This is a genomic window from Devosia sp., assembly GCF_028290645.1.
Taxonomy (GTDB): Bacteria; Pseudomonadota; Alphaproteobacteria; order Rhizobiales; family Devosiaceae; genus Devosia_A.
This window is the reverse complement of record NZ_JAQGJL010000059.1, coordinates 1-15,800: the sequence shown is the minus strand read 5'-3', so window position 1 is coordinate 15,800 and position 15,800 is coordinate 1. Positions and strand designations below refer to the sequence as shown.

The 15,800-nt window shown below is 65.8% G+C and carries 14 protein-coding genes; 2 read left to right on the top strand and 12 right to left on the bottom strand.

Translation table 11 applies throughout. The features are described from left to right. Nucleotides 1-4: 4 nt before the first annotated feature. Both JWQ89_RS03195 and JWQ89_RS03190 read right to left on the bottom strand, forming a co-directional pair. Nucleotides 5-1,003: a DNA topoisomerase IB gene (locus JWQ89_RS03195; RefSeq protein WP_299638345.1), complete on the bottom strand. Its 999-nt coding sequence runs from the start codon at nt 1,001-1,003 to the stop codon at nt 5-7. A gap of 4 nt (nt 1,004-1,007) precedes the next feature. Beyond that, nucleotides 1,008-1,181 (bottom strand): hypothetical protein, encoded by a 174-nt coding sequence (locus JWQ89_RS03190; protein WP_299638343.1) that lies wholly within the window; start codon nt 1,179-1,181, stop codon nt 1,008-1,010. Nucleotides 1,182-1,302: 121 nt separating this feature from the next. On the opposite strand from JWQ89_RS03190, the gene ade reads away from it, so the two are divergent. Then, complete coding sequence (gene ade / locus JWQ89_RS03185; RefSeq protein WP_299638341.1) at nt 1,303-3,015, top strand: adenine deaminase; 1,713 nt, start codon at nt 1,303-1,305, stop codon at nt 3,013-3,015. Beyond that, nucleotides 3,012-4,655, top strand: coding sequence for a CocE/NonD family hydrolase (locus JWQ89_RS03180; protein ID WP_299638339.1), 1,644 nt, complete (start codon nt 3,012-3,014; stop codon nt 4,653-4,655). Before ade ends, JWQ89_RS03180 begins: the two co-directional genes overlap by 4 nt. On the opposite strand, the gene JWQ89_RS03175 is transcribed toward JWQ89_RS03180, so the two are convergent. From JWQ89_RS03175 to JWQ89_RS03130, 10 genes are all read right to left on the bottom strand, one after another. Beyond that, nucleotides 4,652-4,963 carry a hypothetical protein gene (locus tag JWQ89_RS03175; RefSeq protein WP_299638337.1) on the bottom strand — a complete coding sequence of 104 codons (312 nt, stop codon included), beginning with the start codon at nt 4,961-4,963 and terminating at the stop codon, nt 4,652-4,654. The two genes, JWQ89_RS03180 and JWQ89_RS03175, sit on opposite strands and share 4 nt — an antisense overlap. A gap of 109 nt (nt 4,964-5,072) precedes the next feature. Then, entirely contained in the window at nt 5,073-5,540 is a 468-nt protein-coding gene (locus tag JWQ89_RS03170) for a hypothetical protein (protein WP_299638335.1), read from the bottom strand. 149 nt (nt 5,541-5,689) lie between these two features. Further along, nucleotides 5,690-6,019 carry a hypothetical protein gene (locus tag JWQ89_RS03165; protein WP_299638333.1) on the bottom strand — a complete coding sequence of 110 codons (330 nt, stop codon included), beginning with the start codon at nt 6,017-6,019 and terminating at the stop codon, nt 5,690-5,692. A 98-nt stretch (nt 6,020-6,117) separates the two neighbouring features. Continuing rightward, nucleotides 6,118-8,277 carry a malate synthase G gene (locus tag JWQ89_RS03160; protein ID WP_299638332.1) on the bottom strand — a complete coding sequence of 720 codons (2,160 nt, stop codon included), beginning with the start codon at nt 8,275-8,277 and terminating at the stop codon, nt 6,118-6,120. Nucleotides 8,278-8,426: 149 nt separating this feature from the next. Next, nucleotides 8,427-9,734 carry a guanine deaminase gene (gene guaD, locus JWQ89_RS03155; RefSeq protein ID WP_299638330.1) on the bottom strand — a complete coding sequence of 436 codons (1,308 nt, stop codon included), beginning with the start codon at nt 9,732-9,734 and terminating at the stop codon, nt 8,427-8,429. Then, nucleotides 9,731-10,951, bottom strand: a complete 1,221-nt coding sequence (locus JWQ89_RS03150; RefSeq protein WP_299638329.1) for a urate hydroxylase PuuD — start codon at nt 10,949-10,951, stop codon at nt 9,731-9,733. The genes guaD and JWQ89_RS03150 overlap by 4 nt, the downstream gene beginning before the upstream one ends. 239 nt (nt 10,952-11,190) lie before the next feature. Next, nucleotides 11,191-12,219, bottom strand: coding sequence for a BMP family ABC transporter substrate-binding protein (locus tag JWQ89_RS03145; RefSeq protein WP_366143961.1), 1,029 nt, complete (start codon nt 12,217-12,219; stop codon nt 11,191-11,193). A gap of 87 nt (nt 12,220-12,306) precedes the next feature. After that, nucleotides 12,307-13,245: an ABC transporter permease gene (locus JWQ89_RS03140; protein WP_299638372.1), complete on the bottom strand. Its 939-nt coding sequence runs from the start codon at nt 13,243-13,245 to the stop codon at nt 12,307-12,309. A gap of 8 nt (nt 13,246-13,253) precedes the next feature. Beyond that, nucleotides 13,254-14,348, bottom strand: coding sequence for an ABC transporter permease (locus JWQ89_RS03135; RefSeq protein WP_299638325.1), 1,095 nt, complete (start codon nt 14,346-14,348; stop codon nt 13,254-13,256). After that, nucleotides 14,338-15,800, bottom strand: a 1,463-nt coding sequence (locus tag JWQ89_RS03130) for an ABC transporter ATP-binding protein (RefSeq protein WP_299638323.1), incomplete at its 5' end; no start/stop codon positions are given. The genes JWQ89_RS03135 and JWQ89_RS03130, both read right to left, overlap by 11 nt.

The following is a 15,800-nucleotide window of genomic DNA, read 5'->3' as shown; positions in this document are numbered from 1 at the left end:
AAATCTACCCCGCAGCCGCCAGAACCGCGGCCAGCCGCACCTCGCGCTGCTTGACGCCGTTCGCGCCCTCGCCGCCCAGCGCCCACATTTCCGCCAGCCGCCGCTTCTCGAACAGCGCAAAGAGGCATGGTGCGATATAGCTGGCGCGCGAAATCGCAGGGGTATTCTGCAGGAACTCCGCAACCTGTCTTGTCACCGCCGCCATCTGCCGCTTGCGCGCCGATGCAGATTCTGCGGGCTCGAGCTTCGCCAGCGCTTCACCGGCCAGCGCGCTCGCATGCAGGGTCCGGAAGTCCTTGGCGGTGACCGCGACGCCGGCGACTTCGCGCAGATACCGGTTCAGATCCTCGGTCCTCAGCACCCGTGCCGCGCCGGCTCCGTCGCGATACATGAGGAGGCGCTTGCCCTCGATCGACTTCATGCCGCGGATCGCCTCCGCCAGCCGCGCATCGGCGAATTGATAGATGGCGCGCTTGCCGCTCTTGGCCGGAAAGCGGATCCGCACCTCGTCGCCTTCGACGACGACGTCCCGGGTGAACAGCGTTCCCGCCCCGCGTGTGCCATGCGCATCGAGATAGCGCTCGCGGCCGACGCGCATGGCCGTCCGGTCGATCAGCGCCACGCCGATGGCCAGCGCCAGTTGCTTGCTTCCCACTTCGGCCGACAGGTCGTCGCGAACCCGCCGGCGGATGCGCGACAGCGCGGCCGTCAGCATTGCCAGCTGCAGCTGCTTCTTGCGCGAGCGACGCGTCACCCAGTCAGGATGATAGATGTATTGGAGGCGCCCTGCGGCATCCGTGCCATATGCCTGGATATGGGCCCGCGGATTGGCCGCGATGCGCACGTCGGTCCAGGCGGGCGGAATGCCGAGGCTGCGTGCGCGCTCGGTAAACTCGGTGTCGCGGATCAGTTCGCCGTCGGCGTCGGTGTACCCGAATGAGCGCCCGTGCCGGCGGCGCCGGATCGTCAGGTCGTCGCGGCCCACCCGCTTCAGTCGCGGCACTTGCCTAGACGCCGGTGGTGGTGCCCGAGGATGGCGCCATGACGAAGAAGATCACGTACACCAGTCCGAAGGCGAGTATGATGCCGAGAAGCGACCAGATCAGGACGCGGAAATTCATCAACCGCCGGCTCCCCTGGCGAACCTCGGTCGTGGACTTGTGGGCATCGTAGGTTTCCATGGTTCTGCTCGCTTAGGGATGAATGTCAAAACCAACGTGCCGCCACGCGGCCGGTTCCGTCCCCACTTGACCGTGACGCGCGGAACGGGAGACGTTGGGAGATGCTGATCGCGCGCGCATCATGACCATCTCACCCGAGCTCCTCACCCGCATGATCAAGGCTGGCGCCGGCGAGGTTGCCGCCGACGTGGTGATCAAGAACGTCCGGCTGCTCGACGTGATCTCCGGCTCGGTCACCCACACCGACATCGCCATTGTCGCCGACCGGATCGTCGGCACCTACGGCTACTACAACGGTGCGCAGCTGATCGAAGGCGACAACCGCTTCGCCGTTCCCGGCTTCATCGACACGCACCTGCACATCGAATCCTCGCTGGTCACGCCGTACGAGTTCGACCGCTGTGTGCTGCCGCACGGGGTCACCACGGTGATCTGCGATCCGCATGAGATCGCCAACGTGCTCGGCGCCGACGGCATCCGCTATTTCCTCGAATGTGCCGAGCGCACGGTGATGGATATCCGGGTCAACCTCAGCTCGTGCGTGCCCGCGACCGAGTTCGAGACCTCGGCCTCCCGCCTCGAGATCGCCGACCTCGAGAAATTCCGCGGCCACCCCAAGGTGATCGGCCTCGCCGAGATGATGAACTATCCCGGCGTGCTCGCCGGGGACCCCGGCATCATCGCCAAGCTCGCGGCCTTCCAGGGCGGCCATATCGACGGCCACGCGCCGCTCCTGAGCGACCTGGCGCTCAACGGCTATCTCGCCGCCGGCATCCGCACCGACCACGAGGCGACCACCGCCGTCGAGGCGCGCGAAAAGCTGAAGAAGGGCATGGCGATCCTGATCCGCGAGGGCTCGGTGTCCAAGGACCTCGATGCGCTGGCGGAAATCCTCGACGCCAACACCTCGTCCTATGTGGCGCTCTGCACCGACGACCGAAATCCGCTCGATACGCTCGAGGAAGGCCATCTCGACAGCTCGATCCGCCGGCTGATCGCCCGTGGCCGGCCGCTGCACCATGTCTACCGCGCCGCCTCGCACTCGGCCGCCCGGATATTCGGACTCAGGGACCGCGGCCTCGTCGCCCCCGGCTATCGCGCCGATGTCGCGCTGCTCGACGATCTCGAGCACTGCCGGGTTGCCGAAGTGATCTCGGCCGGCCGGCTGGTGCGGCCGGAGCTGTTCGAGGCGCGCCAGCCGGTACCGCCGGTGGGCCTCGCCTCGATGAAGGCCGAACGGGTGGGCGCCTCGACTTTCATCGTGCCGCCCAATCCGCGCCAGAACGAGACCCCGGTGATCGCGGTACGCCCTGGGCTGATCCTCACCTATCGCGAGAGCGCCACGCTCGAAGTCTCGGACATGGGCACCCTGCCCGACCTCGAGAACGACGTGATCAAGATCGCGGTGATCGAGCGGCACGGCATCAACGGCAACGTGGCGCGGAGCTTCACCAAGGGGTTCGGCCTGAAGCGCGGCGCCATTGCCTCCTCCGTGGGCCATGACAGCCACAACATCACCGTGGTCGGCGCCAATGATATCGACATGGCGATTGCGGTGAACCGGCTAATCGAACTGGGCGGCGGCTTCGCCGTCGCCGACGGCGGCAGGGTGACCGCCGAGCTGGCGCTGCCGATCGCCGGGCTGATGAGCCTCTTGAGCTTCGAGACCGTCGCCGAAAAGCTCCGCCATCTGCGCGAGGCCGCCTTTGCCCTCGGCTGCACCCTGCCCGAGCCGTTCCTGCAGGTCGCGTTCCTCGCGCTGCCGGTGATCCCGCACCTGAAGCTGACGGACCGGGGCCTGTTTGACGTGGACAAGTTCGACTTCGTCTCATGAGCTTTGCGAGCCGGTTCCTCGCCGATATCTACAAGCTGCCCAAGCGCCAGTGCGGGATCGTGCGCACGCGCAACATCCGGGTGCCGATGTATGACGGGATCACGCTCGCCACCGAGCATTTCGCGCCGAAGCTACCGGGCGAGCACCCCACCATCCTGATGCGCGAGCCCTACGGGCTCTCGGGCTTTGCGACCGTCGGCGAGGTCTATGCCGAGCGCGGGTTTCACGTCGTGCTGCAGGCCTGCCGTGGCACCGACAAGTCCGAGGGCGAGTTCGACCCTTTCGGCCATGAGCGCGAAGACGGGCTCGCGACGCTCGACTGGATCAAGGCCCAGCCGTGGTTCGACGGCCGGCTCGGCACTTCCGGCCCGAGCTATCTCGGCTATGCGCAATGGGCGATCTGCGACGCATTGCCGAAGCTGTCCGCCATGGCGGTCAAGGTCACCAGCGCCGAGTTCAGGTCGGTGGTGTTCCCCGGCGGCGGGCTCGCCGTGGGCCTGTGGCTCAGCTGGATCCAGACCGTCGAGGGGATCCGGGGCAACCCGATGCGCACCATGCAGCGGATGATGACCGGCGGCATCGAGCGCACCACGCTCAGCGCCACCATGAAACTGCCGCTCGAGGACGCCGACAAGCGGGTGACCGGCCACCAGGTGCCGTTCTGGCGGCGCTGGATGAAGGAGGCGATCGGCAACGACGCCTTCTGGCAGCCGCTCGACCACACCCACCGCATCGGCGCCCGCACCCCTCCAGTCAGCTTCGTCTCCGGCTGGTACGATTTCATGCTCGACCAGCTGCTGCGCGACTACGCCTCGCTGGTCGATGCCGGACAAACGCCGCAGCTCACCATCGGACCGTGGACGCATGTCAGCTCGGACCTGCAGATGGAGAGCGTCAGGCAGACGCTCGAGTGGATGAACGCGCGGCTGCTGGGGGATGCCAGCGGGCTGAGGACCATGCCGGTCCGCCTCTACATCTCGGGGTCGGATGAGTGGCGCGATTTCGACAGCTACCCGCCGGTGCCGGCCGAAAGCCAGATCTGGCACCTGCACCCCGACAAGGTGCTGTCGCAGCGCCCGGTGCGCGACTCTCCCCCCGACACCTATCGCTACGATCCCGCCCACCCAACCCCGGCGGTCGGCGGCAACATGTTCGCCTTCAAGGGCGCCGGGCCGGTCGACAACGCGCCGCTCGAAAAGCGCAAGGACCTGCTGGTGTATACGTCGGAGCCGCTGTTCGCGCCGGTCACCATTCTCGGCCAGGTGCGGGTGGCGCTCCATGCGCGCTCCAGCCTGACCAACACGGACTTCTTCGTGAGGCTCTGCGACGTGGACGAGAAGGGCGTGTCGACGAACATCTGCGACGGCATCCTGCGCAAGACCTCGGCCGATCCAGCGGTTCCCGACGACATCTGGAAGCTCAATTTCCGCATGCACGCCGCGGCGCACTGCTTCAAGCTGAACCATCGGCTGCGGGTGATCGTCGCCAGCGGCGCGCATCCGCGCTACGCCCGCAACACCGGCACCGACGAGCCGCTGGGCGAGGCGACTCATCTCGTCGCCGCCGACATAGAGATTTTCCACGATCCCAAGCACCCCAGCGCCATCCACCTGCCGGTGGTGGAACTCGCGAGGCTCTAGTTGTAGAAGCCGGCCTCCCGGCAATCGCGGATCGACAGGGTGTCGAGGTTGATCTTGGCCAGCGCGGCGTCCATTCCGTCGGCGGTCGTGGCCCAGTAGCCGGATGCGTCCGCGACGATCTCGCCGGGCTCCGGCTCCTCCGGCGTGGACGAACCGAGCGAAGCTGGCGTCCGGAATTGCAGCGCATCGCATTGCCGGTCGACGCGCGCCGCATCCGTCGGCGAGAGCTCGATCCCCTTGATGGCGCTCTGCGCCGCGACCGGCGTTGCGAGGCCGACCAGCACGGCGAAGCACAGAATCTTGTTCATTTTCATTCTCCTGCGAAGATCATAGACAGCCTCGCCCCCTGCGTCATTGCTCAAACGAAAGGCGCGGATGTCGCCATCGCGCCTTTCGCCTTTCAGTGTGAGCTGCCCGTTACGGAATGAGACCGGCCGCCTGGCAGGAATCGTAGTTGAGCAGGGACAGATCGAAGGTGGGGCTGGTCGGGTTGATACTGGCAGCGGCCGCGCCCGCACCGGCGGCGGCGACCTCGGCGTCGAGATTGGCGCTCGCATCGGCGGATATTTCGTTGGTCAGGTCGCCCGTGGTGATCGGGCTGCTGGGCAGCAGCGTATCGGGGGGCGTCGTCGTGGTGGTCGTCGTCGCGGTCGTCGTTGGGGTAGTGGGGGTCGTCAGCGCGGCGCTGCTCGCCAGTGCGGCACTGTTCGCCATTTCGGCGCTGAGCGCCAGTTCCCGGGTCGCCAGCGTATCGCAGGCCGCCTGGACCGCAGGCAGTTGCTCGGTCGACACCGAGATGCCCCCGACTACGGTCTGAGCCATGGCGCCGCTGGAGGTCATCATCACGCCGGCAAGGGCAAGCGCCGGGATCAGGGTGCGTATCATGGGAACTCTCCTACCGCTGGTTCGCGAAGCCTCGTGTGGCCTGGGCCCGGAACGGCGGGAAACGGGCATGGTTGCCCGCTGCACGCCATCGTGACTGGCGGCAAATGAGGCGCGGTGCACGCACCGCGCCTCCATAAGCAGACGGTACCTTACTTGACGAGACCGGCTTCCTTGCAGGATTCGTAGGTGAGAAGTGCCAGGTCGATGCTGGTAGTGGTGGCGGCGTCGACGCCGGCATCGGTTTCACCGGTCGTGGCGTCGGTGCTTGGCTCGGTGCTGGCATTGGCGTCAGCGGTGGTTTCGGTCGTTGCACTGGTGCTGGCATTTGCCTTTGCAGCCAAAGTGTCGCAGGCCGACTGGACCTTGGGCAGGTCCTCTGCCGACACAGTAACGCCACCGACCACGGTCTGGGCCATGGCGGCGCCGGAAATCATCATGGCGCCGGTCAAAGCAAGCGCCGAAAGCAGGGAACGTGTCATTTAAACTCTCCTACCGTTCTTTTCTTTGAGGCCTACTGCTTTCGGAACGACAGGAGGCGGGCATGGTTGCCCTGTGCACATTATCGTTACCGAGGTAACTACAGGGCCGACTTCACTTTCTCCCGGGCGGCATGGAGTATCGGCTCGGTATAGCCCGACGGCTGCGCCGCTCCTTCAAGTGCCAAAGCCAGCGCCGCCTGATAGGCGATCGACGTATCGAAATGGCCGGCCATCGGCAGGTACAGCGGATCGCCGGCGTTCTGGCCGTCCACCACCGCTGCCATCTTCTCGAACGAGGCACGGACGTCGGCCTCGGACACCAGCCCGTGCTTCAGCCAGTTGGCCACCGCCTGCGAGGAGATGCGGCAGGTCGCCCGGTCCTCCATCAGCCCGACATTGTTGATGTCGGGCACCTTGGAGCAGCCCACCCCTTGGTCGACCCAGCGCACGACATAGCCGAGGATGCCCTGCGCGTTGTTGTCGAGCTCGCGCGCGATCTCCGCCTTGCCGAGCTTCGAGGTGTCCAGCACCGGCATAGAGAACAGCGCACCGAGCCCCGGGGTCGGCTGGTTATGTCGCCGCCTTTGTGCCTCGAACACGTTGATCTGGTGGTAGTGCAGGGCATGCAGCGTCGCCGCCGTCGGCGAGGGCACCCAGGCGGTGTTGGCGCCGGCATTCGGATGCGCGGCCTTGCTCGCGAGCATCGCCGCCATGTCGTCTGGGCGCGCCCACATGCCTTTGCCGATCTGCGCCCGGCCCGAGAACCCAGCGGCGAGCCCGATCAGGACGTTCCGGTCCTCGTAGGACTGGATCCATTTTTCGGCCTTCACATCGTCCTTGCGCAGCACCGGGCCGGCCAGCATCGAAGTATGGATTTCGTCGCCGGTGCGGTCGAGAAAGCCGGTGTTGATGAAGAACACCCGGGCCCGCGCCGCATGGATCGCGGCCTTGAGGTTGGCCGAGGTGCGGCGCTCCTCGTCCATGATGCCGATCTTGATGGTGTTGGGGCTGAGCCCCAGCATATTCTCGACCCCGGCGAAGATATCGCAGGCGAACTGCACCTCGTCCGGCCCGTGCATCTTGGGCTTCACCGCATAGATTGCCCCGGTGGTGGAGTTGACCTTGTCCGACAGCGCGCAGAGGGCGGTGAGCGCCGCATCCATCAGCCCTTCGCCGATGGGATTGCCGGCCGGATCGAGTACTGCCTTGGTGGTCATCAGGTGCCCGACATTGCGCACCAGCAGCAGCGCCCTGCCCTTCAGCACCAGCGGCCTGCCGTTCACGTCTTTGTACGTCCGGTCGGCATTGAGCTTGCGGGTGACGGTCTTGCCGCCCTTCTCGAACGTATCCTCGAGCATGCCGTTCATCAGCCCGAGCCAGTTGCGATAGACACCGACCTTGTCCTCGGCGTCCACCGCGGCGACGGAATCCTCGCAGTCCTGGATGGTGGTCAGCGCCGACTCGATCACCACGTCGCTCAGCCCGGCGGCGTGCGTAGCCCCGATGGGGCTACCGGGCTCGATCACCAGCACGACGTGGAGGCCGTTGTGGCGCAGCACCAGTTCGCCGCTCGCCTCGGTGCCGCCGTAGCCGACGAATGCCGCGGAATCCTTCAGCGAGGTGCGCTCCGCGCCGATTTCGGCGACGAAGCGGCGCAACTCGCCATGCTTCACGACGTGGTAGGCGGTGACATCGCGATGGCTGCCCTGCTCCAGCGGGAGCGCCTCGTCGAGAAACGCCGCAGCCCGCGCCACCACAGCTGCTGCCCGCTTTGGGTTGAGGCCCTTGCCCGGCGCCAGATCGCCATCGCGGGGGATCGCGTCGGTGCCGTACAGCGCATCGTAGAGGCTGCCCCAGCGGGCGTTGGCCGCGTTCAGCGCGTAGCGCGCGTTCGAGACCGGCACCACCAGCTGCGGGCCGCAGATCGAGGAGATTTCGGGGTCGAGCCCGGTCGTCTCGATGGTGAAATCGGCGGGTTCCGGCACGAGGTAGCCGATCTCCCGCAGGAACGCTTCATACTTCGCCGGATCGGCCGCCACCGGTCCGCTGCCCCTATGCCAATCGTCGATCTGGCTCTGCATGCGGTCGCGGATCGCCAGCAGCTCGCGGTTCTTGGGGGCGAAATCGCGCACCAAACCGGCGAGGCCAGCCCAGAATTGCTCGGCCGTAACGGTGGTGCCGGGAATGGCTTCCTTCTCGACAAAATCGACGAGCAGCTGGTCGACCTTGAGGCCGGATTTCTCGATGTACTCAGACATTTTCCGCTCCACAGGCCTCCGCACCCACCGGGTCACTCCCGCGAAAGCGAGAACCTCTGTTTCCTTCGCCAGCCGCGAGATTGCAAACGGAGTTTCCCGCTTTCGCGGGAATGACACGGAGTGTGAGGCGCCAGGGTGCTGAATGCACGTCAGGCCGCAAGCGCCGATTTCATCGGCTTGCCCATCACATAGGTCTCGACCACCGCCCGGTCGTCGCCGCAGGTCTGCAGCAGGAACAGCTCCTGTTCGAGCGACTCCACGGTCTCCATCCTGAGCTGCATCTGTGGCGTCGCGCTGGAATTGAGCACCACGATGTCCGCTTCCATCCCCGGCTCGAGGGAGCCGATGCGGTCTTCGAGGCTCATGGCGCGGGCGTTGCCGAGGGTCAGGTGGTAGAATGAACGGAACGGCGTAAGTCTTTGGCCGCGAAGCTGCATTACCTTGTAGCCCTCATCCATGGTGCGCAGCATCGAGTAGGAACTGCCGCCCCCGACATCGGTCGCCGTGGCGATGCGGACGCCGCGCTCGTGCTGGCGTTCGTAGTCGAACAAGCCTGAGCCGATGAAGAGGTTCGAGGTCGGGCAAAACACTGCAACTGAACGGGTTTCCGCGATCACTTCGGTCTCGCGGTGGCTCAGGTGGATGCAGTGGCCGAGGAGGGTTTTGGGGCCGAGCAGGTGGAACTTCTCGTAGATGCCGACATAGTCGCCGTAGTTCGGGTAGAGCTCTTTGGCTTGCGCGATTTCGGCATGATTTTCAGAGACATGCGTGTGGATGTGAAGGTGCGGGAACTCCCGCTCCTGGGCCTCGGCCATGGCGAGCTGCTCGTGGGTGGAGGTGATGGCGAAACGGGGGGTGATGGCGTAGTGGGCGCGGCCCTTGCCGTGCCATCTGGCGATCCCGGCCCTGGTGTCGTCATAGGCGGATTGTGGTGTATCCAGAAGGGCTTGCGGGGCGTTCCGGTCCATCATGACCTTGCCGCCGACCATCAGCATGTTGCGCTTTTCGGCCTCGGAAAAGAATGCGTCGACCGATTGCGGGTGCACCGAGCAGTAGGATGCGGCGGTGGTTGTACCGTACTGTAAAAGCGTGTCGCAGAACGCACTAGCAATGCGGCCGGCATGGCCTTCGTCCATGAACTTCTGTTCTTCGACAAAGGTGTAGGTGTTCAGCCACTCGAGCAGCGATCCGGCATAGGCACCCATCACCTGCATCTGCGGAAAATGCACATGCGGATCAATGAACCCGGCCATGATGAGATGCGGCCGGTGGTCGATGATCTCGCCCTCGGCATGGTGCGACGCGGCGCGCTGATTCCAATCGCCGACCATGACGATGCGGCCGTCGCTGATCACCACGGCGCCGTCCTCGATATAGCGGTAGCACCCGTGGTCTTCCCTGCCCTGCGGTTCATCAAGGAAGGTCAGGACGCGGCCGCGGAGGATCTTCACGCTCACTTCGAGCCCTCGCGGAACCAGGCGACGATCGACGCCCGCTCCTCGTCAGTCATGTCCGTGACGTTGCCGGGCGGCATGGCGTGCGAGTAGCCGGCCTGTATCGCGATCTGGCCGGCATGGTTGGCGATGGCGACGGGGTTGTCGAGGATGACGTTCTTGGGCGGCTCGCTGATCCCCTCCCAGACCGGCTGGGCCGTGTGGCACATCGAGCAGCGGGCCAGCACGGCGTCGCTCGCCGCCTGGAAATGCGGGCTGTCGAGGAAGGCCTGCGACGCTGGCGCCGCCACCGTCTCCGCCCCGGTCGGCAGCTTCGGGCTGCTCGACAGCCAGGCGCAGAGGATGAAGATCACGATGACCAGCGGCCAGGTCCAGGTCGGGTTGCCCTTGCGCGCATGGCGGGTGTTGAAGAAGTGCCGGATCAGCACGCCCTCGAGGAAGATCAGCGAGGCGATCAGCCAGTTCCACGGCGTGGCGAAGGCCAGCGGGTAGTGGCTAGACAGCATGAAGAAGATCACCGGCAGGGTGAGGTAGTTGTTGTGGAGCGAGCGCTGCTTGGCGATCTTGCCGTACTTGGCGTCGGGCACCCGCCCGGCCTTCAAATCGGCCACCACGATCTTCTGGTTGGGGATGATGATCATCGCGACGTTCGCCGCCATGATCGTCGCGGTGAACGCGCCCATGTGCAGCATCGCCGCGCGGCCGGTGAACACCTGCGTGTAGGCCCAGCTCATCGCGGTGAGCAGCGCGAACAGCACCAGCATCAGTCCGGTGGTCGACTGACCGAGCCGCGATTTGCAAAGGAGGTCATAGGCGTACCAGCCGAAGACGATGGAGCCGAGCGAGATCAGGATCGCCACCCAGCTCGGCACGTCGAATACGTGCCGGTCGACGAGGAACAGGTCGGCGCCGAAATAGTAGACGACGACCAGCATCGTGAACCCGGAAATCCAGGTGAAATAGCTCTCCCACTTGAACCAGGTCAGGTGCTCGGGGAGGAAATCCGGCGCCACCAGGTATTTCTGGATGTGATAGAAGCCGCCGCCATGCACCTGCCACTCCTCGCCGGCCGCCAGCGGCGGCAGGCTGGGGGTCTTCCGCAGCCCCAGGTCGAGCGCGATGAAGTAGAAGCTCGAGCCGATCCAGGCGATGGCGGCGATCACATGCGTCCAGCGCACGCCGAAGCTCAGCCATTCCCAGAAGATCGCGAAATCAGTCATTTGTTCCCTGGTCGTCCTTCGCTTCGCTCGGCCGCGCGACTATCGCCGCGACCCCTCACCCGGCCTTCGGCCACCTTCTCCCACAAGGGGAGAAGGCAACCGACTGAAACTTCCCGGCTCAATCGCCTTCTCCCCTTGTGGGAGAAGGTGCCCAACGGGCGGATGAGGGGTTCTCTCCGCAAGCACCAGTCGTGAAAAGAGGCGGACTCGCGTCCGCCTCTCCTTAACTCATACCGCGATTACGCGGCGCTTTCGACGCCCTTGACGAACCAGTCGATGACCGCGAGGTCGGCCAGCGGCATGATCTCGCCTTCCTTGACCCTCAGCGTCCCCTCCTGGTCGTAGATCGGGCCGGTGAAGATGTCGTAGGTGCCATCCTTGTAGCCGGCCTGCACGGCGTCGGCGAGCGCGACCACGTCGGCCGGAACCGCCTTGTTGTAGGGCGAGATCACCACGGTGCCTTCCTTGAAGCCGTCCCAGGTGTCGGCCGAGGCCCAGGTGCCGTCGACGATCGCCTGGGCGCGCTCGATGTAGTACGGGCCCCAGATGTCCTCGATGGCGGTGAGGTGGGCGTTCGGCGCGAAGGACGACATGTCGGCGCCCTGCCCGAAGCCGTAGAGGCCCTTCTGCTCGAGGATCTGTAGGGCCGCGGGGCTGTCGGTGTGGGTGGTGACGATGTCGCAGCCGAGGTTGATCAGCGTCTCGGTCGCGGCAGCTTCCTTGGGGGGATCGAACCAGCTGTCGATCATCACCAGCTTCACCGTGGCGGCCGGGTTCTGCTTCTGCGCGGCCAGCGTGAAGGCGTTCACGCCCAGCACCACTTCGGGCACCTTGTACGAGCCGAGATAGCCGAGCACGCCGGTCTTGCTCATCTTGCCCGCGATGGTGCCGAGGACGGCGCGGCCTTCGTGGAACTTGGAGTTGTAGGTGGCGACGTTGTCGGCGCGCTTGAAGCCCGTGCAGTGCTCGAACTTCACATCCGGGAATTCCTTGGCGACCTCGATGGTCTGGTCCATGTAGCCGTAGGAGGTGGTGAAGATCAGCTTGCAGCCCTGCTGGGCGAGGTCGCGGATCACCGGGATGGCGGAGGCGTCTTCGGCGACGTTCTCGACATAGATCGTCTCGACCTTGTCGCCGAGCGCCGCGTCGACCGCTTCGCGGCCCTTGTTGTGGGCCCAGGTCCAGCCGTAGTCGCCGATCGGGCCGAGGAAGATGAAGCCGACCTTCACCTTTTCCTGGGCGAGGGCCTTGCCGCCGAGCAGCGGCATGGCCGCGGCGGCCGCACCTGCGGCAGCGATGAAGTGGCGGCGATTGAGTTTTGCCATGGACGTCTCCTGTTACGTTGTTGGCTTTTTCTAGGTTGCGGGAAGAAAGGGCTTGCCGAGGCAAGCAGGCGCGTTGAGCCCGACCCGATCCCGCATGGAGATCAGCGTGAGGACCACAACGGTCATGAGGTAGGGCATGGCGGCCCAGAACTGTGACGGCAGGATCGAGAAGCCCGCGGCCTTGGCGTAGAGTTCGAGCGCCATCAGCACGCCGAAGAAATACGCCCCCGCCAGGAGCCGCCCGGCCCGCCAGCCGGCGAACACCACCAGCGCAAGCGCGATCCAGCCGCGGCCGGCAGTCATCCGCTCGGCCCACATCGGGGTGATGACCATCGAGAAATACGCCCCGCCGATGCCGGCCATGGCGCCGCCGAAGGCGACGGCCGCATAGCGCACCCGCACCACCGAATAGCCGATGGAATGCGCCGACAGGTCGTTCTCGCCGACGGCGCGGAGGATCAGGCCGGCGCGCGTCGAGCGGAGGAACCAGCCGACGGCGAACACCATGACCAGCGCGAAATAGACGATCGGCGAGTAGCCGAAGAACAGCTTGAGGATCGGGTCGCGCGCCAGCTCGGGCGGAAAGATCGAGCCGAATTGCGGGATGATCCGGCCGACGAAACTGACCCCGATCAGCGAGCTTAGCCCCGTGCCAAAGATGGTGAGCGCGAGGCCGGTCGCCACCTGGTTGGAGTTGAGCGTCAGCGCGAAGAAACCGAACAGCAGCGCACCGAGCATGCCGGCAAGCGCCCCTGTCAGCACCCCGATCCAGGGAGCGAGTGGCCCGAGGCCGTACATCGAGGCCATGACCGAGCCGCCGAAGCCGCCGATGGCGCCGAGCAGCATCATGCCCTCGACGCCCAGGTTGAGGACGCCGGACTTCTCGACCACCAGCTCGCCGAGCCCGGCGAGGAGGATCGGGGTCGAGATGCCCACGACCGTGATGATGGCGGCGATGATGAAATCCATGCTCACCGCTATTCTCCTGCCGCCGGCTGCGGCGCAGCCTTGGTGGAGGGAACGAGCCGCACGCGGTAGCGCACGAGGATGTCGCTGGCGAGGATGAAGAACAACATCATCGCCTGGAAGATGCCGGCCGTGGAGTTGGGGATGTGCACGGTGGTCTGCGCCACCTGCCCGCCGACATAGGTGACGGCGAGGACGATGCCGGCGATGAGGCAGCCGATCGGGTGCAGCCGGCCGAGGAACGACACGATGATCGCGGTGAAGCCGTAGCCCGAGGGGAAACCGAGGTTGATGGCCTTGAGCGCCCCGGCGAATTCCAGCGCCCCGGCGAGCCCGGCCATGCCGCCGCCGATCAGCATGGCGAGCCACACCGTCTCGTTGCCGTCGAACCCGCCATGTCGCGCCGCGTTGGGCGCCGCGCCGACGACGCGGATCTGGTAGCCGAACACCGAGCGCGACATCAGCAGCCAGAAGACGAAGGGCAGCACCAGCGCGATGGCGACGCCGAGATGGATGGTGGTGCCGGGAAAGAGGATAGGCAGGGTCTGGTCGGGCAGCAGCGGCGCCGTGGCCGGGAAATTGCGGCCGTTCGGGTCCTTCCACGGCCCGCCGACGAGGTAGCTCAGGACCTGCAGCGCCACATAGGTGAGCATCAGGCTCGAGAGGATCTCGTTGACCCCGAAGCGGGTCTTGAGCGCCGCCGGCACGGCCGCCCAGGCGCTGCCGCCGACGATGCCGGCAAGGATCATCGAGACGATGACGATCGGCCCTCCGGCCGTTCCCGCTGCAATGCCTATGCCGGCGGCGCAAAGCGCCCCGATGATATACTGGCCCTCGGCGCCGATATTCCAGACATTGGCGCGATTGCCGATCGAGAGGCCGAGCGCGATGATGACCAGCGGCGCGGCCTTCACCGCCACATCCTGCCATTTGTAGGAGGCGAGGAGCGGCGTCAAAAAGATATCGACCACCGCCCGCTGCCCGTCGATGCCGATGAGGTCGAACACCACGACGCCGACCAGCATGGTGAGCAGCACCGAGGCGATGGGCGTCACAACCTGCATCAGCTTGCTCGGCTGCTGGCGCTTTTCGAGCTTAAGGCGCATTGGCGAGCTCCGGCTCGAGCATGACAGGCGTCGGAGTTCCCTCGCCGTGGATGCCGCCCATCAGCAGCCCGATCTCTTCGATGTCGGCGCCCGCCACCTGCATGCTCCGCGACAGCTCGCCCTCGTTGATCACCGCCAGCGTGTCGCAAAGCGACAGCAGCTCATCGAGATCCTGGCTGATCACCACCACGGCCGATCCGGTGGCGGCGAGATCGACGATCGCCTGGTGGATGGCGGCCGCCGCGCCCGCATCGACCCCCCAGGTCGGCTGGCAGACCACCAGCACGCCCGGCTTCTGCAGGATTTCGCGGCCCATGATGTATTTCTGGAGGTTCCCGCCCGACAGGGAACCCGCCATGGCGCCCGGCCCCAGGGCCTTCACGGCGAAGGCAGTGATCACCTCGCCGGCATAGGTTTTCGCCGCCCCAGCCCTGATCAGGCCGGCGCTGACCATGCCGAGCCGGTCGCGGGCGGTGAGGATGGTGTTGTCGGCGAGCGAGAACTCCGGCACGGCGGCATGGCCGTTCCGTTCCTCGGGCACGCTCGCGAGGCCCTTGAGCCGCCGGCGCTTGGCCGGCAACTGCCCGACGGGCGCGCCGTCGATGGTGATCGCTTCCGCGTCGTCCGACAGCACTTCGCCCGAGAGCGCCAGGAGCAGTGCGTTCTGCCCGTTGCCGGCAACGCCCGCGATGCCGAAGATTTCGCCGGAACGGACGCTGAAGCTGATGTCGCGGAGCGGGATGCCGAACGGCCCGGCGCCCGGGACCGACAGACGGTTGACCACCAGCTTCTCGCGCCCGAGCGTGCGGCCCTTGGGCTTGTTGATGTCCTTGAGCCCGGCGCCGATCATCTTTTCGGCCATCGAGCGGGAGGTTTCGACCCGCGGGTCGAGCGTATCGACGAGCTTGCCACCGCGCAGGATCGTTGCCGTCTCGCACAGCGCTTTGATCTCGTGCAGCTTGTGCGAGATGTAGAGGATCGAGCAGCCTTCGCTGGCGAGCTGGCGCAGCACCACGAACAGCTGCTCCACTTCCTGCGGGGTGAGCACCGAGGTCGGCTCGTCCATGATCAGCAGCGTGGGGTTGAGCAGCAGGGCCCGCACGATCTCGATGCGCTGGCGCTCACCGACCGAGAGGGTCGAGACGGTGCGGTGCGGATCGAGCTTCAGGCCGTACTGGTTCATCACCTCGGCGATCTTCTTTTCGAGGTCGCGGGCATGGATCTTGCTATCCATGCCGAGCGCGATGTTCTCGAGCACCGTCATCGCCTCGAACAGCGAGAAGTGCTGGAACACCATGCCGATGCCGAGTCTTCGCGCCGCCTTGGGGTTGGTGACGGTGATCGGCGCGCCGTTCCAGCGGATCTCGCCCGCATCGGGCTGCATAATGCCGTAGATCATCTTGACGAGGGTGGACTTGCCCGCCCCGTTCTCGCCGAGCAGCGCGTGGATTT